Source organism: Acidovorax facilis (assembly GCF_023913775.1).
GTDB classification, from domain to species: Bacteria; Pseudomonadota; Gammaproteobacteria; order Burkholderiales; family Burkholderiaceae_C; genus Acidovorax; species Acidovorax facilis.
In genome coordinates this window covers 1-19,455 of the sequence record NZ_JAMXAX010000027.1, presented here as the reverse complement: position 1 = coordinate 19,455, position 19,455 = coordinate 1, and the positions used below count along the sequence as shown (strand labels likewise).

The 19,455-nt window shown below is 64.5% G+C and carries 12 protein-coding genes and 2 pseudogenes; 6 read left to right on the top strand and 8 right to left on the bottom strand.

Going from position 1 to position 19,455, the window contains the following annotated elements; translation table 11 throughout:
• The first annotated feature begins 132 nt into the window (after positions 1-132).
• Entirely contained in the window at positions 133-1,998 is a 1,866-nt protein-coding gene (locus tag NFX52_RS10630) for a M48 family metallopeptidase (RefSeq protein ID WP_055401644.1), read from the top strand.
• Positions 1,999-2,151: 153 nt separating this feature from the next.
• On the opposite strand, the gene NFX52_RS10625 is transcribed toward NFX52_RS10630, so the two are convergent.
• Positions 2,152-2,772 carry a VOC family protein gene (locus tag NFX52_RS10625; RefSeq protein WP_055401646.1) on the bottom strand — a complete coding sequence of 207 codons (621 nt, stop codon included), beginning with the start codon at positions 2,770-2,772 and terminating at the stop codon, positions 2,152-2,154.
• A gap of 216 nt (positions 2,773-2,988) precedes the next feature.
• Here NFX52_RS10625 and NFX52_RS10620 point away from each other — a divergent pair, with 216 nt between their 5' ends.
• Positions 2,989-4,740, top strand: a complete 1,752-nt coding sequence (locus NFX52_RS10620) for an ABC-F family ATP-binding cassette domain-containing protein (RefSeq protein ID WP_238385739.1) — start codon at positions 2,989-2,991, stop codon at positions 4,738-4,740.
• Positions 4,741-4,866: 126 nt separating this feature from the next.
• On the opposite strand, the pseudogene NFX52_RS10615 reads toward NFX52_RS10620, so the two are convergent.
• The 7 genes and pseudogenes from NFX52_RS10615 to hemC form a co-directional block, all read right to left on the bottom strand.
• Positions 4,867-5,443: pseudogene (locus tag NFX52_RS10615) on the bottom strand (YceI family protein).
• Between the two features lie 87 nt (positions 5,444-5,530).
• Positions 5,531-6,106, bottom strand: coding sequence for a YceI family protein (locus NFX52_RS10610; RefSeq protein ID WP_055401650.1), 576 nt, complete (start codon positions 6,104-6,106; stop codon positions 5,531-5,533).
• A gap of 95 nt (positions 6,107-6,201) precedes the next feature.
• Positions 6,202-6,786, bottom strand: a complete 585-nt coding sequence (locus NFX52_RS10605; protein WP_055401652.1) for a cytochrome b — start codon at positions 6,784-6,786, stop codon at positions 6,202-6,204.
• 338 nt (positions 6,787-7,124) lie between these two features.
• The gene (locus NFX52_RS10600; RefSeq protein WP_055401654.1) at positions 7,125-8,402 is read right to left on the bottom strand and encodes a heme biosynthesis protein HemY; all 1,278 of its coding nucleotides are present in this window, start codon (positions 8,400-8,402) and stop codon (positions 7,125-7,127) included.
• A 13-nt stretch (positions 8,403-8,415) separates the two neighbouring features.
• Positions 8,416-9,561, bottom strand: coding sequence for a uroporphyrinogen-III C-methyltransferase (locus NFX52_RS10595; RefSeq protein WP_202907221.1), 1,146 nt, complete (start codon positions 9,559-9,561; stop codon positions 8,416-8,418).
• Complete coding sequence (locus tag NFX52_RS10590) at positions 9,558-10,370, bottom strand: uroporphyrinogen-III synthase (protein ID WP_055401656.1); 813 nt, start codon at positions 10,368-10,370, stop codon at positions 9,558-9,560. The genes NFX52_RS10595 and NFX52_RS10590 overlap by 4 nt, the downstream gene beginning before the upstream one ends.
• An 11-nt stretch (positions 10,371-10,381) precedes the next feature.
• Complete coding sequence (gene hemC / locus NFX52_RS10585; protein WP_055401658.1) at positions 10,382-11,320, bottom strand: hydroxymethylbilane synthase; 939 nt, start codon at positions 11,318-11,320, stop codon at positions 10,382-10,384.
• Positions 11,321-11,453: 133 nt separating this feature from the next.
• On the opposite strand from hemC, the gene ppc reads away from it, so the two are divergent.
• From ppc to NFX52_RS10570, 4 genes and pseudogenes are all read left to right on the top strand, one after another.
• Entirely contained in the window at positions 11,454-14,243 is a 2,790-nt protein-coding gene (gene ppc / locus NFX52_RS10580) for a phosphoenolpyruvate carboxylase (protein WP_055401659.1), read from the top strand.
• Between the two features lie 126 nt (positions 14,244-14,369).
• Positions 14,370-15,185, top strand: a pseudogene (locus NFX52_RS31085) (DUF6531 domain-containing protein); the annotation flags it as partial.
• Positions 15,186-15,398: 213 nt separating this feature from the next.
• Positions 15,399-19,145, top strand: coding sequence for an RHS repeat-associated core domain-containing protein (locus NFX52_RS10575; protein WP_055401661.1), 3,747 nt, complete (start codon positions 15,399-15,401; stop codon positions 19,143-19,145).
• Positions 19,136-19,455 (top strand): hypothetical protein (locus NFX52_RS10570; protein ID WP_252635632.1); only part of this gene is annotated, 320 nt, incomplete at its 3' end. The genes NFX52_RS10575 and NFX52_RS10570, both read left to right, overlap by 10 nt.

Sequence of the window (19,455 nt, the reverse complement as noted above, 5' to 3'; positions counted from 1 at the left end):
TTACCTTGTCGCTCGACCTGCCCGCCGTGGCGTCTTGATAATCCCGCCCGGTGGAGCGAGAGGGCCCCTGGAGAGGGGGGCGGGCTCCACGCATTGCCCGGGTCAAAAACATACAACCAATCGTTCCCATCCATGCATCTTCCATCCGCACTCCGCGCGGGCCTTGCCAAGGACTTTGTCTACGCGCTGCTGGCGCTTTTTCTCATCCCGGCGTTGACCTATGGGTTCACCGTCTATGCGCAGCGCGACCAGGACGCGAACTTTGTGGCCGGCATCAGCCAGCGCATCGACGCTGAAAAGGGCATGCCGCCCGCCGAGAAGCAGGCGCGCAAGGATTACTACCGCAGCAATCCGCCGTCCACCATTTGCAGCAGCACCGACCCCGAGGCGCAGGACTACCGCGAAGCCCTGTGCGAGCGCTATTCCGACGTGTGGCAGTTCCACATGGCGCGAGCCGTGTCGTTCTGGACCCTGGTAGCCAGTGGCGTGCTGCTGGTGGCCGTGCTGGGCCTGGGCGCGCTGGCCTTTGCCGACCGCACGCTGCAGTACACCAGCTTTGTCGCGGGCTGGCGCCTGACCACCTGTGCCAGTGCCGCCGCGCTGGTGGTGCAGGGGGCGATGGCGGTGTGGCTGTCGTTCTGGGTCACGGCGTTCTTCTTTCACAAGTATTCGCCCAAGCTCATCATCGTCGTGGGGCTGGCCGTGGCGGTGGGTGTGTTTGTGGCGGTGGCGGGCATCTTCAAGCGCGTGCAGTCTGACAACCATGCCGTGGGCGAGCTGGTGTCCGAAGACGATGCGCCCCTGCTGTGGAAGCGCATCCGCCACATGGCCCAGCGCCTTAAGACCGAGCCCCCGAAGAACATCGTGGCGGGCATCGACGCGAATTTTTTCGTGACCGAGGCACCGCTCACGGTGGGCAACCACACGCTCACGGGCCGCACGCTGTTTGTCAGCCTGCCCCTGCTGCGCATCCTCGACCAGGCCGAGGCCGACGCCGTGTTTGGCCACGAGCTGGCCCACCTGCGCGGCGGCGACACCCAGAGCAGCGCCCGGCTGGGCCCGAAGCTGGTGCAGTTTGACCACTACCGCCATGCGATTCGCAGCGGTGGGCTCTCGGCCGTGGTGTCGCCAGTGCTGGACCTGTACCGCACCATCTTCGAAATCGCCCTGGCGCGCGACAGCCGCGAGCGCGAGTTCAAGGCTGACCGCATCGCTGCCAAGCTCATCTCGCCAGCGGCCATTGCGCAGTCGCTGGTCAAGATCGCGGCCTACGCGCAATACCGTTTCAAGATCGAGGACGAGCTGTTTGGCCGCAATGAGCGGCACGACACCACCACGCTGGGCATCGCCCGCTTTGTGGCCCAGGGGCTGGCGCCCTATGCGGCCTCCGACGATTTTCTGGATGCGATGAAGACGGCCAACGTGCCCCACCCCTTTGACTCGCACCCCGCCATGCCCGAGCGCCTGCGCAACGTGGGCATGGCGCTGAAAGAGCAGGACTACGGTGCCATCGCCGTGCGCGCGCCCGCTGCCACCTGGGTGCAAGAGATATTGACGGCGGACGCGATCGAGCAGCGCCTGTGGAGTGACTACGAACAGCAGTTTGCGCAAGACCATGAGCGCAGCCTGGCCTACCGCTACGAGCCCGCCACCGACGAAGAGCGCGCGCTGGTGCTGCGCTACTTTCCGCCCGTGGTGTTTGCGCTCAAGGGGGAGAACACGGTGGAGGTCAGCATCGACGGCATCCGCACCTCGGCCGACGAGACCACGGTGTTCTGGGACGCCATCAAGGCGCTGGAATTCAAGGAAAGCAGCTTCGGCAATGCACTGGTCGTGACGCACCCCGAAAAGAACGCCCTGGGCCTGGGCGCCAAGACCAGCAAGATCAAGCTGTCCGGCCTCACCAAGGAAAAGGACCAGTTCAACGCCGTGGTGGGGGCCTACTGGCAGCGCCACCAGATCATGCGGGCGCAGCAGCAACAGCCTCAGGAAGGCTGATTGCGACCGGCGGAGTGGTTGGTGGAGCTTTGCTACCAAATAAATAGCTGTTAGCGCTTGTTGGTAAAGCGCTGGCGGCTATTTTTACCTGTATTTTTATCGCTGACGCCACGTTGCACGTTGGGTGTGCAACGTGGCGGCGCCAAAGGCTTGTCAGCCTTTGACGAACTCTGGCCGGTCGTTCTGCTGCGGCTTGAGCGGTTCCACCGCCTTGCCTTCAGCGCGCTCCTTGCGCCACTGCTCCTTGCGCGCCGTCCACTCGTTCAGGCGGGCGTGGGCCACGGTGCTGTCCTTGGCCATCTGTTCTTCGTCGGCCAGCTGGGCCGACAGCTCCAGACGGATACCGTTCGGGTCAAAGAAATAGATGCTGTGAAAGATGTGGTGGTCCGTTACGCCCAGCACCTCGATGCCGTGGGCCTCCAGGCGCTTCTTGGTGTTCTCCAGCTCCTGCACCGTGTCCACGCGAAAAGCAATGTGGTTGACCCACAGCGGCGTGTTCGGCGAGGGCTCTGCCTTCACGTCGTCGCCCAGGTCGAAGAAGGCGATGAAAGAACCGTCCTTGAGGCGAAAGAAGAAGTGCGTGTAGGGGCAGTATTCGCCCGTGCTCGGCACGTAGTCGCTCTGGATGATGTGGTACAGCGGCAGGCCCAGGATGTCCTCATAGAACTGGCGCGTTTCTTCAGCGTCACGCGCCTTGTAGGCGTAGTGGTGCAGTTGCTGGATGGGCGCGGGCGGGGGCAGGGTGGCCAGATCAGGTTTCAGGATGGCGTTCATGCAGAGTCTCCTCAAATCGGTTTTGCGATTCTACTATTCGTAATTGATTTACGTTAAGTTAATTTTTTGAGGGCCGGGATTGCGGTACATTCCGCAGTCGTCCTTCTTTGCCCCTGAGGTATTCGTCCGATGCGCCTGTAAGCCCCTCAAGCCTTTCCTTCCTGCTTGCCCATTGCCGGGCCAGGCGGTTGTATGTCTTGTCTGGAGTGCTTTTGCATGGCGACACCTTCAATGCCGGGCGATTCCGCCCATCGCAGCCGCAGCGCTGCCGCAGCCTCGACGGCTGCCTTCCCTCCTCGGCCCTCTAATGCCGCGCCCCGCAGTGCGGCTTCGTCTGCGGGTCCCGTTGTCCTTCAGTTCCACGACGTCACATTCAGCTTGCCTGACGGGCAGGCACTGTGGGCACGCCCGCTGAATGTGGCCCTGGGCCAAGGCGTGACCGGCTTGGTGGGCGCCAACGGCGTTGGCAAAAGCGTTTTCTTGCAGCTTGCGCAGCGCATGCTGCAGCCTGCAAGCGGTGTGGTGGCGGGCTGCCCTTCCGTGCACGCGGTGGCGCAGGAGGTCGGTGCAGCCCCTTCGGCCACCGTCGCCGATATTGCGGGCCTGGGCCCGGTTCTGGGTGCACTCGACCGACTGGAAGCGGGCAGGGGCTCGCCCGATGATCTGCTTTTGGCCGACGGGCGGTGGGACCTGCCCTCGCAATGGCAGCAGGCGCTGCACGCGCTGGGGTTGGGCCACCTGCCGCCGGGACACGCGGCGCAGCACCTTAGCGGTGGCGAGCGCATGCGCGTGGCGCTGGCGGGGGCATTCCTGTCGGGCGCCGATCTGCTGGTGCTGGATGAGCCCACCAACCACCTGGACCGGCCGGGTCGGCGCTGGTTGATGGAGTCGCTGGCGCAGTGGCGCGGTGGCGTGCTGGTGGCCAGCCACGACCGCGAATTGCTGGGCATGGCGAACAACATGGTTGCGTTGTCTGCAGCGGGGCTGCAGCGCTACGGCGGAAACTGGTCCGTGTACGAGGCACAGCGCCAGGCCGAGGCTGCTGCTGCCCAGGCCGCGCTGGACCACGCGCGCACCGAGCGCGAGCGGGGCATGCGGGCGCTGCAGCGCGAGCACGATGCCCAGCAGAGCCGCGCCGCGCGGGGGCGCGAGGCCGGCCGCGCTGCCAACCAGGCATCCGTCCTGCTGGACCGCAAGAAGAACAACGCCCAGGCCCACGCGGGTCGCGAGCACGAGCGGCAGCAGCAGGAGCGCCAGCGGCTGAACGATGCGGTGCGCGAGGCCGCTCAGCGTGTTCCTGCAGGGGGCGCTACGGCGCTGGTGCTGCCCCAAAGCGCCGTGCCTGCGGGCAAGCAGGTGCTGGCGTTCGAGCAGGTGCATGTGACGCATGCGCCGCCCGGCTTTCCTCCGCTCCATGGAGTCTGGAACGGGCCCATCCGCATCGCCATCACTGGGCCCAACGGCTGCGGCAAAAGCAGCCTGCTGCGCACCATTGCCAACCCTGCGTTGGCCACTGCGGGGCGGGTGTTGCGGGGTGTGCGGGCCGCCTGGCTGGACCAGCACAACGCCGCCCTGCTTCCACCCCAGCACGGTGTGCTGGCGCGCCTGCAGGCGCTCGGCACGCCCCTGCCCGAAGCGGCGCTGCGCACGCACCTGGCCCAGCTTGGCCTGGGTGCGGACAAAGTGCAGCGGCCTGAGGGCGTGCTCAGCGGTGGAGAGCGCATCAAGGCCGCCCTGGCTTGCGCCCTGTGGTCGGGCGAGCCCGCGCAAATGCTGCTGCTCGACGAGCCCACCAACCATCTCGATGTGGATGCCATCGAAGCGCTGCAGTCTGCCTTGCAAGCCTTCACGGGCGCGCTGGCCGTGGTGTCGCACGACGTCACCTTCCTGCGTGCGCTTGGGCCTGATGTGGTGTGGGCCTGGCAGCCGCAAGGCTGGAACCTGGATGCCACGCTGGACGCTGCCTGACACGCCCGGCGAAGTGCGCGTGCATGAAAAAGCCACCCGCTGCGTGAACGCAGGGGTGGCCCGTGGGTTTGGCGCGCAGCAGCCGCCCTTCAGGGGCGAGCAGCCCGCGTGCCTGCCGATGGTGGATTACTGCTTCACAGCTTCAATCTGCACCACCAGGCGCACGTTCTTGGGGAAGCCCCATTCCACGCCGTAGTTCATGCCCCACTGGGTGCGGTCGATGGTGGTTTCAAAGTCGCCACCGCACACTTCGCGCTTGAGCATGGGGCTGTCGTAGCAGTTGAACTGCGTGGCCTTGAGGGTGACGGGCGCGGTCTTGCCCAGCAGCGTGAGCTGGCCGGTCACTTCGCTGACCTTGTCGCCGGTGAAGCTGAACTTGTCGGACACGAACTTGATCGTGGGGTGCTTGGCTGCGTCAAACAGATCGGCGCTTTGCAGGTGCTTGTCAAAGGGAGGCGTGCCGGTATTCACCGAGGTGGTGTCGATGGTGATGTCCACCTTGCCGGTTGGCGGCGCGGTCAAATTCCACAGTGCCTTGCTTCTTGTCGAAGCGGCCACGGTTGGTGGATGCGCCGAAGTGACCGATCTCGAACGTCACGAAGGTGTGCGTGGGGTCGATGGCGTAGTTGGCGGCCTGGGCAGCGCCAGCGGTCATTGCGGTGGCAGCGGCCACGGCGAGCAGGGAGAAGAGGGACTTGCGCATGAAAAAGACTCCTTGAAAAGAGGAACTACGAAACGAACCAGGGGAAAAACGGAGGATGAAAGAGGCGGAGCTGGAGCCAGAAGCTGGTCAAAGCTTGCCGACGCCAGTCAGTGCGAGCTTGAACTTCACGGTGACGTCGTCGGCCACCATCGAGGTGTCGGCCCACTCGTTTTCGCCGATCTTGAAAGCCAGCCGCTTGATCGGCAGCGTGCCGGTGGCCGTGGTGGTGGGGCCGCTCTGGGTCAACGTCACCGGCACTACCACGTTCTGCGCGGTGCCCTTGATGGTGAGCTTGCCTGCCACCTCAAACTTGCCGCCGCCCAGTGCCTTGATGGCAGTGGATTCGAACTGCGCCTGCGGGAACTTGGGCACGTTGAACCAGGTGGGCTTGGGCAGCTCGGCATCGGTCTCGCGCGATCCCAGCGTGGCGCTGCCGGTGTCTACGGTGAAGGCGATCTTGCTGGTCGCCAGCTTGGCCGGGTCAAACGCCACCTGGGCGCTGAACTTCTTGAAGTGGCCATCCAGCGGCACGCCCATCTGGCGCGCGGTGAACTGCACCTCGCTCTGGGCGGGGACCAGTTGCTGCTGGGCCAGTGCGGCCTGCGCGCTCAAGGCTACGGCGGCCACCAGGAGGGTGCGAGACAGTTGGGAAGACAGGTTCATGCAAAAAACTCCGTTCAAAAGACAGAAAGTGAAAGCCAGATCCATGATCTGGAGGGCGGTGCGTTGCCCCGCCATGCACGCGACTCAGGGGTGTTTCATCTGCCCGGCAGCATGCGGGCGATGAGCCCATCGCGGTCCACGATCTGGTGCTTGAGCGCGCCTGCGATGTGCAGCACAACCAGGCCCGCCATCGCAAAGGCGGTGTACTGGTGCCAGGGTTTGATCGCCTCGGCCAGCTCCTTGCTCACGGGCACGAAGTCGGGCAACTGCCACAGGCCCAGAAACACGATGGGAAAGCCTGCTGCCGAGCTGTAGGCCCAGCCAATCAACGGCACGGCGAAAAACAGCGTGTACAGCAGCCCATGCGTGGCGTGGTGCGCCAGCTTTTGCCAGCCCGGCATGGCGTTTTCGATGGCTGCCGGCAGCGCGGGAGGGCGGTGCGTGGCGCGCCACAGCAGGCGCAGCACCGACAGCACGAGGATGGTGACCCCCGCCCACTTGTGCCAGTTGTAGAGCTTGAGCCGCTGAGGCGAGAACGGCAGCCCGGTCATGTAAATACCCACGCCAAACAGGCCGATCAGTGCCAAGCCCAGCACCCAGTGCAAAAGCATGGCGGTGCGCGTATAGCGGCGGGGCGGTGCGTCGGCAGCGGTGCGGGTGGCGGTGGCTGAAGCAGTCATGAAGAGAGGAAACGTGGGGCTGTTGGACGGAGCGCCGGGCGGGGTCGCCAGCCCGTTCGGGGCTGACATGCGTCAAGCGATGGGGCAGTGTAGGAAGCCGTTGCCGCATTCGGCTTCAGGCAGATTGATGCTTCAATTCAAAAAAAATGAATTGATAAGGCCTGAGCGCTCAAAGTTCCCCAATGCTGTGCACGCTGCACCAGCGTGTATCCGATGGGGTGTGAGGGCGGCGGATTCACCAGGGATGCCCTGGTTCGGTGCGGCCCAGAGCGCTGCTGCCCGGGCTTTTTTACGCAAGGGCTGCGCCTGGAAGGCGCAGCCCTTGCAAAGAAGGCCGTTTACCGGCCGAGCGCGGCCTTCTTCCAGGCCGCGGCGGCGGCGCTGTCGTCGCCGCGTTTTTCTGCCAGCTCTGCCAGGTGGCGCCAGGCGCTGGCCCGCAGGCTGCTGTCGCCCAGTTGCTGCGCCGCCTGTGTGAGCAACTGCTGGGCCTTGCCCCACAGCTGGCGCTTGAGGCAGGCCATGCCCGCCAGGTACTGCAGGCGGGCGTCGCGGGGATTTCCCTGGTAAGCCGATTCGATGCGTGCCAGCCAGGGGGCGTCGAGGTCGTCCAGCCCGGCTTCGAGTGCGCGCACCAGCTTCAGCGCATGGTGTTCGGCCAGCGCGTCGGGCAGGTCCACCATGCGGTCCCACACGGGCAGCAGCCAGGCGCGCACCTGCGTCGTGTCGCCGCCCAGGGCTGCCAGTCGCTGCGCGGCGTGGATGGCCAGCTCGGGCATGCTGCGCTCGGACGATTCCAGCGACATCCAGGTCTGCTGCAGCTGCGCGGTGTCGTGTGCGCTGTTGATGAGTTCAATGGCCAGGCCCCGCACGATGCTTTGGGCTGCAGCGGGCGAGAAGGCGCGGTGCTTGCCCAGCAGGCGTGCGGTGTCCAGCGCCTCTTGCGTCTGGCGTGCCAGGCGCGTGGCCTTGAGCTTGATGCGCAGCGACAGCGTGCGCCGGGCGGCACCTTGCGGCAGTGCGGCCAGGCGGTCGAGCGCAGCGTTGGCATCGCGGTCGTCCAGCGACCAGCGGGCGGCACGCATCTGGGCGCCCTCGCGCATTTCCTGCTCATTCACGGTGCCGCGCAGCGGTGCCTCTTGCAGGGCGTCCTGCAGATGGCTTTCGCGCGTGGCGCTGTCTTGCAGCGCGTGCGAGGCCTCGGCCGCAATCATGTGGGCCAGGGCGCGCAACTGGCGGCCGTGGGGCACGGCCTCGCCAGCGGTGGCCAGCGCGTTTTCTTGCGACAGCGCAGCCACCGCGGCCTTGCGCGAGCGGATGAAGCGCCCGCCCAGCATGTGCGTCAGGGCGTCCAGCAAGGCCGCATGCATGGCGCGCTCCTTTTGCTGCACGCGCCAGCGCCGGGCCTGGTGGGGCAGCTCCAGCAGCGCCGCCAGGGCGCGCAGCGCGGCGTACACGGTGACAAACCCGCCCACCAGTAACAGCACGACCAGGTTCAGCGACAGGTCGATGCGGTACGGCGGCCAGTACAGGGTGACGGTGCCCTGGTTGTTGCCCGCAAACAGCGCGGCGGCCACCGCCACGCCAAACAACGCCAAAAGCCAGAGTGCTGCACGCATGCGTACCGCTCCCTTACCGGCCGGCTGCAGCTGTTGCCAGCGCAGAGAGCGTTTCGTCCAAGCGCGGCTGCTCGGCCGCCTTCATGCTGGCCTGGGCGGTCTGCAGCGTGCTGGCAGCGTTCTGCGTGCGGCGCGATGCCGGGTCAAAGTATTTGTTGAGCGCAGCGTTGGCGGCGGCCAGGTCGGCGCGGGCCGATTCGAACTGGCGCGCCAGCACGCCCAGGCGGGCGTTGAGCAGCTTGAGCTTGAGGTTCTCGCGCAGGAAGAAGGTCTGCTCGGGCGCCAGCAAAATGGCCTCGGGCTGGTCGATGCGGCTCACGCGCACCAGGCCCCGGGCCTCGTCGCGCACCACTTCCCAGCTGCGCTGCAAGGCTGCCTGCCACCAAGCCAGGTCACCCTGGTTGAGCGGTGGCGTGTTTGTGGGAGCGGGTGTGGCTGCCAGGCGGCGGGTGGCGGCGGCCTGGGCCACGGCGTTCAGCACGGGCAGCTCGTCCACCTGACGCACCAGGTCGTCCAGGCGGGCCAGCAGGCCGGCGGTGTCGGTCACGGTGGCGCGGGTCAGGCGGTCCAAGTCGCGGCCAATGGCGCGCTGCACGGGGGCCAGGCGGGGCTGTGCGGCGCGTTCGATGCGCTGGTTGGCGCTTTTGAGCGCGGCCACCAGGGGCTCCAGGCTGCCGGTGAGCTGCGCCTGTTGCTGCGCCAGGCGGATGGCGGATTCGATGTCCACCACCAGGTTCTCGTCGCGCGAGCGCGACAGGCTTTGCATGAGTTCTTCAAGCTGGCTGCGCTGCAGCGCCACTTCGCTCACCCGCGCTTCGGCCACCGACAGGCGCGCCGCTGTCTCGCGCACCAGTTCTTCGGCCTGGCGGGCCATGGTGCGGGCCTCGATGGCCTGCGCGCCCGAGTCTGCGGATTGACGGGCCAGTTGCTCTTGAATGGCGCTGAGTTTTTGCCACAGCATGCCGCTGCTGACCAGCGCGGCAGCGGCCACCGCGCCCAGCAGCAGCGTGACGGCGCCACCCCGGCCCGGGGCGGATGCTGGAGGGGCGGGCGCGGCTGCCGGGCCCACGGCCGGTGCGCCCACAGATGCCGCGGCAGGTGCCGCCATGGGCGCTGCGGTGGGTGCGGGGGGCAGATCGTTGGGGGGCACGGAACTCATGCGGCCGATTCTATCGAGGCCACCACATCCTCCAGCGCCGGACGGCATTCCCGCACGGTGCCAAAGCCCGCTGCGCGGGCCGCTTCGGCGATGCGCGGGTGGGTGGCCAGTGCGTGCGCGGCGCCCCAGTGCTGGCCGGGCAGGGCCTCGGCCAGGTGGGCTACGGCTTCAGAGCTGCTCAGCAGCCAGATGGAGCCATCGCACGCTGCCTGTTGCGCCAGCGCCACCTCGCGCGCTGAAAAATGCGGTGCGCCGCGTTGGTAGGCCACCACAAACTCCACCGTGCCGCCCGCCGCCTCGATCTGGCGCGCCAGCCAGTCGCGGCCGCTGCCTAGGCTTTCATGTACGCCCTGGGGCGTGGAGGACCTCCCGCGCACGATCAGCACGCAGTCGCCCGGCCGGATCTGCCCAGAGACCTGCTGCCACAGCGCTTCCGAGTCGAACTGGGGGGCATCTGCTGCGGGGCTGTCGATGCAGCCAGGCGGCACACCGGCCTGCTCCAGCGCACGCGCCGTGCCGGGGCCCGGAGCCCAAGCTCTTGTTTTGATAGCTGCTAGCACTTGTCCATCAAGCGCTAGGGCCTTATTTGGCTCAAAAAAATGCACCACCGCATTGCCACTGACAAACATCAGGGCCCGGTACTGTGCAAGCCGGGCATGCGCCTGGGTGAGTGCTTGCTCTGCTGCCGCGTCACGGCAGGGGCCGATGGCGATGAGCGGCAGGGCCACGGCATCCACACCACGCGCGCCCAGCAGCTGTACCCAGTGCGCAGCCTCGCGTGCGGGCCGCGTGACGATCACCCGGGGCATGGCATGCGCGTTCAAACCAGGGGTTCTGCGCCCCGTGCGCCACCGGCACGCAGGCGCTGCGCAATCGCGTCGCCCAGTGCTTCGGCCTGCGCCAGCGTGGAGACGGCGGCGCTGGCCGCTGCGCGCACCAGGGGGGCCTGCGCGTCCACGTCGCCCCAGGCGGCGTCAAGCTGCAGCACGCCATCGGTGAACGTGCCGTGCGCGGCCAGCGGCATGGAGCAGCTGCCGCCCATGGCGCGGCTCACGGCGCGCTCTGCGGCCACGGTCAGCCAGGTGGGCTGGTGGGCCAGCGGGGCCAGTGCTGCGATCAGGTCTTGCCGGTCGCTGCGCACTTCAATGCCCAAGGCACCCTGGCCCGCTGCGGGCAGCATGGCCGTGGGCGCAAACGTGGCGCGGATGCGGGATTCGAGCCCCAGGCGCTTCAGGCCCGCAGCCGCCAGCACGATGGCGTCGTACTGGCCTTCGTCCAGCTTGCGCAGGCGGGTGTCCAGGTTGCCACGCAGGGGTTCGATCTTGAGGTCGGGCCGCAGGGCCTGCAGCAGCACCTGGCGGCGCAGGCTGGAGGTGCCCACCACCGCGCCCTGGGGCAGGGCATCAATGTTCGGGTAGTTGGGTGAGACAAACGCATCGCGCGGGTCTTCGCGCTCCATCACGCAGGCCAGGGCAAAACCCTCGGGCAGCTCCATGGGCACGTCCTTGAGCGAATGCACGGCAATGTGCGCGCGGCCTTCTTCCAGCGCCACTTCCAGCTCTTTCACAAACAGGCCCTTGCCGCCCACCTTGCTGAGCGAGCGGTCCAGGATCTGGTCGCCCTTGGTGGTCATGCCCAGCAGCTCCACCGTGTGGCCCTGTGCGCGCAAAAGAGCCTGTACATGCTCGGCCTGCCACAGCGCCAGGCGGCTCTCTCGGGTGGCAATGACGATGGAAAGGGGGGAATGGGCGAGGCTCAAGTTCGTAACCTGTTTGTAATCATTCAGGGGCGGGCGATGCTAGCATACGCCCGCACTGGGGCCGGTGCGCCCCGGGGGACGCGGGGGGCAGGCGGCGCCAGGTCACCTACCCACCTCCGGAGACCCACGCACCATGAAACGATCCGACAAGGACCAGCCCCTGATTGACGACATCCGCCTGCTCGGCCGCATTCTGGGCGATGTGATCCGGGACCAGGAGGGCGTGGCCGCCTATGAATTGGTCGAGCAGGTGCGCAAGCTTTCGGTGGCCTTCCGCCGCGATGCCGACCAGGAGGCCGACCGCGCGCTCAAGAAGCTGCTCAAGTCCCTGTCGGGCGACCAGACGGTGAGCGTGATCCGCGCCTTCACCTACTTCAGTCACCTGGCCAACCTGGCCGAAGACCGCCACCACATCCGCCGCCGCGCCGTGCACGAACGCGCAGGCGACACGCAAGAGGGCAGCATCGAAGTCGCCCTGTCGCGACTGCGCTGGGCTGGCATTGCGCCCAAGACCATCTCGCAGACGCTGGCAGGCAGCTACGTGGCCCCCGTGCTCACCGCCCACCCCACCGAGGTGCAGCGCAAGAGCATCCTGGACGCCGAGCGCGACATCGCCCAGTTGCTGGCCACGCGCGACGACATACAGGTGCGCGCCCAGCTCTACAACAGTGCCAAGGACGCGCTCACCCCGCGCGAGCTGGCCGCCAACGAAGCCCTGCTGCGGGCCCGTGTGGCGCAGTTGTGGCAGACGCGCCTGCTGCGCTACAGCAAGCTCACGGTGGCTGACGAGATCGAAAACGCGCTTTCTTATTACGAAGCCACCTTTCTGCGTGAGATCCCCAAGATCTATGCGGACCTGGAAAACGAGCTGGGCCAGTACCCTGTGCACAGCTTCTTGCGCATGGGCCAGTGGATCGGCGGCGACCGCGACGGCAACCCCAATGTGACGGCGCAAACCCTGCAATACGCGCTGGGGCGCCAGGCCGAGGTGGCCCTGCGCCACTACCTGACCGAAGTGCACTACCTGGGCGGCGAGCTGTCATTGTCGGCCCGCCTGGTGCAGGTATCGGCCGAGATGGAGGCCCTGGCCCAGCGCTCGCCCGACACCAACGAACACCGCGTGGACGAGCCCTACCGCCGCGCCCTGACAGGCATCTACGCGCGCCTGGCTGCGTCGCTCAAGGACCTGACCGGTGGTGAGGCCGCCCGCCACGCCGTGGCCCCACAAAACGCCTACGCCAGCGCCGAAGAGTTCCTGGCCGACCTGCGCGTGATCGAAGCGTCATTGAAGTCGCACCACGGCGAAGCCCTGGCCGCAGAGCGCCTGCACCCGCTGATCCGCGCCGTGCAGGTGTTCGGCTTTCACCTAGCCACGGTGGACTTGCGCCAAAGCTCTGACAAACACGAAGAAGTGGTGGCCGAGCTGCTGGCCAAGGCGCGCATTGAGCCAAACTACGCCAGCCTGCAAGAGGCCGCGAAGCGTGCCCTGTTGATCAAGCTGCTGAACGACGCCCGCCCCCTGCGCGTGGTGGGTGCCGAATACTCTGCCCATGCAAAGGGCGAGCTGGCCATCTTCGAAACCGCCCGCGTCATGCGCGAGCGCTTCGGCCACGAAGCCATCCGCCACTACATCATCAGCCATACCGAAACCGTGAGCGACCTGCTCGAAGTGCTGCTGCTGCAAAAGGAAGTGGGCCTGATGAATGGCACCTTGGACACCGAGTCCAAGAACCACCTCATCGTGGTGCCGCTGTTCGAAACCATTGAAGACCTGCGCAATGCCGCGCCCATCATGCGCGAGTTCTACGCACTGCCCGGCGTGGCTGCCCTGGTGCAGCGCAGCGGTGGCGAGCAGGACATCATGCTCGGCTACAGCGACAGCAACAAAGACGGCGGCATCTTCACCAGCAACTGGGAGCTGTACCGCGCCGAGATTGCCCTCGTCGAATTGTTTGACGAGTTGGCCACCACCCACGGCATCCAGTTGCGCATGTTCCACGGCCGCGGCGGCACCGTGGGCCGGGGCGGCGGCCCCAGCTACCAGGCCATCCTGGCGCAACCGCCCGGCACCGTGCGCGGCCAGATCCGCCTGACGGAGCAGGGCGAAGTCATCGCCTCCAAATACGCCAACCCCGAGATCGGCCGCCGCAACCTCGAAACCCTGGTGGCCGCCACGCTCGAAGCCACGCTGCTGCAGCCCACCAAGCCCGCCACCAAGGCGTTTCTGGACGCCGCCGCCCAGCTCTCGCTGGCCAGCATGGGCAGCTACCGCGCGCTGGTGTACGAGACGCCCGGCTTCACCGAGTATTTCTTCAACTCCACCCCCATCCGCGAGATCGCCGAGCTCAACATCGGCTCCCGCCCCGCCAGCCGCAAGGCCAGCCAGAAGATCGAAGACCTGCGCGCCATCCCCTGGGGCTTCAGCTGGGGCCAATGCCGCCTCACGCTGCCCGGCTGGTACGGCTTTGGCTCGGCCGTCGATGCGTTTGTGAACGTGGAGGGCAAAGACCCCAAAGCCCAGCTCGCCCTGCTGCAAAAAATGTACCGCCAATGGCCGTTCTTCCGCACCTTGCTGTCCAACATGGACATGGTGCTGGCCAAAAGCGACCTGGCCCTGGCCTCACGCTACAGCGAACTCGTCACCGACGCCCGCCTGCGCAAAAAGGTGTTCACCAGCATCGAGGCCGAATGGCACCGCACCGCCGAGGCCCTCACCCGCATCACCGGCGACAAACAGCGCCTCACACACAACACGGCGCTGGCCCGCTCCATCAAGCACCGCTTCCCGTACATCGACCCGCTGCACCACTTGCAGGTCGAGCTGGTGCGCCGCTGGCGCGCGGGGCAGGGGGATGAGAGGGTGCAGACGGGGATTCACATTTCTATTAATGGGATTGCTGCGGGGTTGAGGAATACCGGCTAGCAGAACGCGGCTGAAATTGAGAGGCCTACCGGGGATTATTTAGAATTTTCTCCGGTTGTGGAGTTTGCTCGCGTGTTCAAGAGGTCGCGAGCTGGTTGAGTATTCATAATAAGAGAGGGAGCACCCATGAGTGCATTTTTTAGGGTAATTTCTATATTGATCGCGATGCTGGCTATCGGCCAGGCGCAGGCTCAGGGTAATTATTCTGATGTGTGCATTGAAGGGAGCCCGGCGGGTTACATGATCTGCCGCCTGAAGCCTGATGGCTTTACCTATTGGGCGTATGGGTCGGGATATGGTATTGCTCCGCATGATGTGGAAGGCGGGTATTCCTCTGAGGCTAAAGCCGTTCAGGAAACGATGAATTACCTCGTTTATTCGAATCCCAACTTCAAAAACATGTGTGCGGTTTCGCATTCGCTGGCTGGCACGACAACTGTTCATAAAAGAGATGGTTTCACTTTGTCAAATGCATCCATTTGGCAATCGAGAACTCTGAATATCACCTATGGTTGGATTCGAGCTGGAAAATGTGAAGATATTTCAACCGGGGGGGTGGAAATATATGCCAATCGGGCCATTATCTGCAATCATGAGTGGAGCAGAGTCGTTGGATATTGGGCATTTGATCTGCAGAGCTATATGTGTGTGAGTCCGGTGGCCGAAACCCCGCCGCCTTGTGAAACATGTCCCAAAACCGCCCTTAAAGGCAACCCCATTCTTGTTCCTACCCGAGAAAAGGTGGAGTTAGCGTTGGACTTGAGCAGTGCAGGCCCCATGCCGCTGGAGTTTCGTCGGATCTATCGAAGCCATCGGGCACGGGACAAGGATATTTGGTTCAGCGGCTACTTCAAAGGGCCGGTTCAGAGCTCCATGGGGGTCGGCTGGCTTCATAACCACAATATTCACCTTGCGGTTGCCGCTGCGGATACCAGTGGTGAGATCCACTCCAAAAGCGGCTCTGAAAGCGGCGTGGATGTGGGCACAGGGCCTTTGGTGGTAAGAATTCAAATGGGTGACGGGACATTTAATTACTTCTATCGTCCAAACACCAGTTCAGCCTTTGTTGGCCGTAACAAGCTTCAAACGCTCGAATTCAATGGTAATCGATGGATATTTAACGATGGCGAAGCCGAGATACGGTATACCTTTGGTTTGAAGGGGCTGTTGGAAGAGCAGGTATATCGCAATGGCTGGCGCTTGGTCTATGGCTACAACACGCAGGGCCTTTTGGCCGTGGTGCAAAACAATTTTGGCCAGAGTCTGCAGTTTACGTATGGGGGCGCTCCGAATGGCGCGCTGATCTCTGTTACCAGCAGCGATCAGCGCAGCGTGTCGCTGATGTACGCGGATACGGGGTTTCTAACGTCTGTGCGTCAGGCAGACGGCACCACCATTCAGTACGCATATTCCAACGCTACTGCCAAGGTGGGCTCCTTGCTGGCCGGGCGCATTGACGAGCAGGGGGTGCGATACACCACTTTCAAATACGACGCGGAGGGCTGGGCGCTCAGTACAGAAAAAGCGGGAGGGGTGGACAAGTACACGGTGCCTACAAAAGACGGGTATGTAGATCCTCTTGGCACCAGCCGTAGTCACACCTTCCGCATTTATGGAAACGAGTTGATTTTTATCGGGTCGTCCCCAGCGCCAGCGTCTCCCAGTGAGCCTCCCATTTATGCCCGCACGGTGCGTGAAGATGGCCTCATTGAGCATGAATACCAGCAGTTCTATACCAACCAGTCCACCTACCAGTGGGATGCGCCACGTCGCCTCCCTGTCTCCATCACCGAGGCCGTAGGTACCCCCGAATCCCGCACCACCCAAACAACCTGGCATCCCCAGTGGCGCCTGCCGTTAAGCATCACCGAGCCAGGCCGCACCACTACGTACACCTACGACAGCCTGGGCAACCCCCTGACCCAGACCATCACCGACACCGGTGGTGGCTCCGGCAGTTCAGGCTCCACCCGCACCACCAGCTGGACCTACCACGCCAGCGGCCTGGTTGCCACCGAAACCGCCCCCAACGGCGCCACCACCAGCTACCAGTACGACAGCGCAGGCAACCTGACGAGCGCCACCAACGCCCTGGGCCATGTAGACACCTACACCCACGACGGCGCAGGCCGCGTGCTCAGCCACACCGCCCCCACGGGGCTGGTCAGCACCTATACCTACGACGCCCGTGGCCGCATGCTCACCGCCAACCGGGGTGGGCAGCTGCAGCTCACCACGCTCACCTACCGCCCCAGCGGCCAGGTCGCCACCGCCAGCCTGCCGCACGGCCATGTGGTCACCTACACCTACGACAATGCCCAGCGCCTCACGGGCTGGAGCGACAACCGGGGCAACTCCGGCGCCTACACCCTGGACGCCATGGGCAACCGCACCCGCGAAGACCTGCGCAACGCCCAGGGCCAGCTCGTGTGGCGCCTGGCGCGCACCATCAACAGCATCAACCGGGTGGAGACCGTGACCCTGGGCAACCAGACCACCACCTATGGTTACGACAACAACGGCGACTGGGTGGGCACCACCAACAGCCTGGGCCAGGGCACCAGCCTGGGCCTGGACGCCCTGCGCCGCACCAAGGCCATCACCAATGCCGAAAACGCCACCGCATCCCTGAGCTACAACGCCCTCGATGGCGTCACCCAGGCCAGCGACTTCAAAGGCGTGGCCACCACCTATTCCCGCGACGCTTTAGGCAACGCCACCACAGAAACCAGCCCCGACACCGGCACCGAAGCCGCCCAGTACGACGCCCTGGGCCTGCCCAGCACCATCACCGACGCCCTGGGCCAGGCCACCACCATCGAACGCGACCTGCTGGGCCGCCCCACGCTCATCACCCATGCCGACGGGCGCACCACCACCCTGCGTTACGACCTCACGGCCGCCAGCAAAGGCTATCTTGGCGAAATCCTCGACCCCAGCGGCACCACCACCTACGAGCGCGACACGCAGGGCCGCGTCACCAAAAAGACCCAGCGCCTGATCAACGGCGACACGCGCAGCGTCAGCTACGCCTACAACGCCCAGGGCCTGCTGGCCAGCACCACCTACCCCGGCGGGCAAGTGCTGCAGAACGTCTACGACACCACCGGCCAGATCACCGGCCTGACCTGGGCGGGCCAACTGCTGGTGAGCGGCATCACCTGGAACCCCCTGGGCCAGCCCACCGGCTGGAGCTGGAACCTGCCCGGTGGCACGGCCGCCATCCCGGCCACCCGCAGCTACAACACTGCAGGCCAGGTCACGGCCACCGACTTCAGCAGCTACCAGTACGACGCAGCAGGGCGCATCCACACCCTCACGCAAAAACTCTGGCGCCCGGCCAGCACCAACCCCCAGGCCACCACCATCAGCCAGACCACCAGCACCTGGACGGTGCAGTACAGCCCCGCAGGCCGCATCACTGGCTTTACCAAAAACACAGCGGCCAACGCCCCTGTGGACACCGCCACCTTCTCGTACGACGCCAACGGCAACCGCACCGCCAGCATCCGTGACTTGGCAGGCACCAACACCAGCCGCACCTACGGCGGCGACGCCAGCCACAACCGGCTGCTCGGCTTTGAGCAAACCACCGCCAGTACGGACGGCAACAGCGCCAGCACCAGCGTCACCTACCAATACAACCCCGCAGGCGACCTGCTGGGCGACGGCCTGACCACCTACCGCTACGACAGCGAAGGCCGCATGGAAAGCGCCAGCACCGGAGAAGGCGAAGACGCCCCCACCACCAAATACGCCCACAACGGCCTGGGCCAGCGCGTGTTCAAGACCGAGCCGCTGTACAGCAGCACCCCGGCCAGCGGCAGCAGCAACAAAAACCTCAACAACCTGCTGGCCGACGACGACGAACCGCAGGGCGAGCCACCCGGCCTCATCCAGCAAATCCTCAGCTTCTTCAGCAAACTCTGGAGCCCCAGTACCAGCGACGCAGAAAAGCTGGGCTACAGCTACGTGTACGCAGAAGACGGCAGCCTGCTGGGCGAATACGGCTCGGGCGGCAGCAACAGCACCGGCACCGCCCAGTACATCTACCTGCCCACCGCCAGCGGCCCCATGCCCATCGCGGCAGTGATCAAAGGCCAAACCTATGCCGTCCACAGCGACCACCTGAACACCCCCCGCAAACTCACCCAGCCCGACGGCCAGGTGGCCTGGCAATGGGCGTACAGTGCGTTCGGAGACGAACAGCCCACCATCGGGGCCAAGCGATTCACCAGCGAGACCACCACACCGACCACGGGCGCCACCAGCATCCCGGAAGTCACATTCAACCTGCGGTATCCGGGGCAGTACTTCGACAAAGAGACGAAGCTGCACTACAACTACTTCCGCACGTATGCGCCGGGTACGGGGCGGTATACGCAGGGGGATCCGATTGGGTTGGATGGGGGGTGGAATCGGTTTGGGTATGCAGATGCTGACCCATTAAGATATTTTGATTCCCTCGGTCTGTGCCGGTGTGAAAACATTCTTGAGCAAGCTGAGTTACTCAATAATGACCCTCGTTATTCATTGCGCGCCCCGTATCGCCCTGGTCCCAATACCAATAAATGCAATACTTTCGTTGATGATGTTCTCGAATCAACTGGTGTTGCACCTCGGCGCAATTGGTTGAGTATGCCGATTAGTGCGGGAAGATGGGCAGACCCTACTGCAACCATACCGAATTTTCCGGTGGTGACTGATCCTCGACCGGGCGATATCGTCGCTATTGCTCGTTGGACACCTGACTCCTCGGGGCATGTAGCAATCGTGAAAGTTCCGGGGGTGTCGACAATTGGAGCGGGCACTGAAGCGGGCTCTCACACGACCAGTTGGCCTTGGGATTTAAATAAATTCCCCCAAGGAATCCCCGTATTTAGGAGGTGCGTGTGCCAGTGATTCCAATAATTCAAATGGCTCAAAAACATCTGTTTGTCAGATTGTTTTTTTTGATAGGGGTTGTTTCCTTGTCGGCCTGCGACTTCAAAAATAGTGAATTTCCTGACAAGTGGAAAATTGATTACTCAGGGAAGAGAATTTATGAACTGAAATTGCTATTCGGAAAGCCTGATGAGGATGTTTCTGAAAAGCAATTTTTAAACTGGATTGATCGAGATGAGGAGGGTATGAAAATACTGAAGGTTGTTTGCGCTGATAGGTGTAGTGATGATGAATATCCAACTAGAATATTGTTTTATAGATACTTTAA

Coding starts and splice junctions, on each gene's coding strand:
- NFX52_RS10630 (WP_055401644.1), top strand. CDS start 133: ATGCATCTTCCATCCGCACTCCGCGCGGGCCTTGCCAAGGACTTTGTC.
- NFX52_RS10625 (WP_055401646.1), bottom strand. CDS start 2,772: ATGAACGCCATCCTGAAACCTGATCTGGCCACCCTGCCCCCGCCCGCG.
- NFX52_RS10620 (WP_238385739.1), top strand. CDS start 2,989: ATGGCGACACCTTCAATGCCGGGCGATTCCGCCCATCGCAGCCGCAGC.
- NFX52_RS10610 (WP_055401650.1), bottom strand. CDS start 6,106: ATGAACCTGTCTTCCCAACTGTCTCGCACCCTCCTGGTGGCCGCCGTA.
- NFX52_RS10605 (WP_055401652.1), bottom strand. CDS start 6,786: ATGACTGCTTCAGCCACCGCCACCCGCACCGCTGCCGACGCACCGCCC.
- NFX52_RS10600 (WP_055401654.1), bottom strand. CDS start 8,402: ATGCGTGCAGCACTCTGGCTTTTGGCGTTGTTTGGCGTGGCGGTGGCC.
- NFX52_RS10595 (WP_202907221.1), bottom strand. CDS start 9,561: ATGAGTTCCGTGCCCCCCAACGATCTGCCCCCCGCACCCACCGCAGCG.
- NFX52_RS10590 (WP_055401656.1), bottom strand. CDS start 10,370: ATGCCCCGGGTGATCGTCACGCGGCCCGCACGCGAGGCTGCGCACTGG.
- ppc (WP_055401659.1), top strand. CDS start 11,454: ATGAAACGATCCGACAAGGACCAGCCCCTGATTGACGACATCCGCCTG.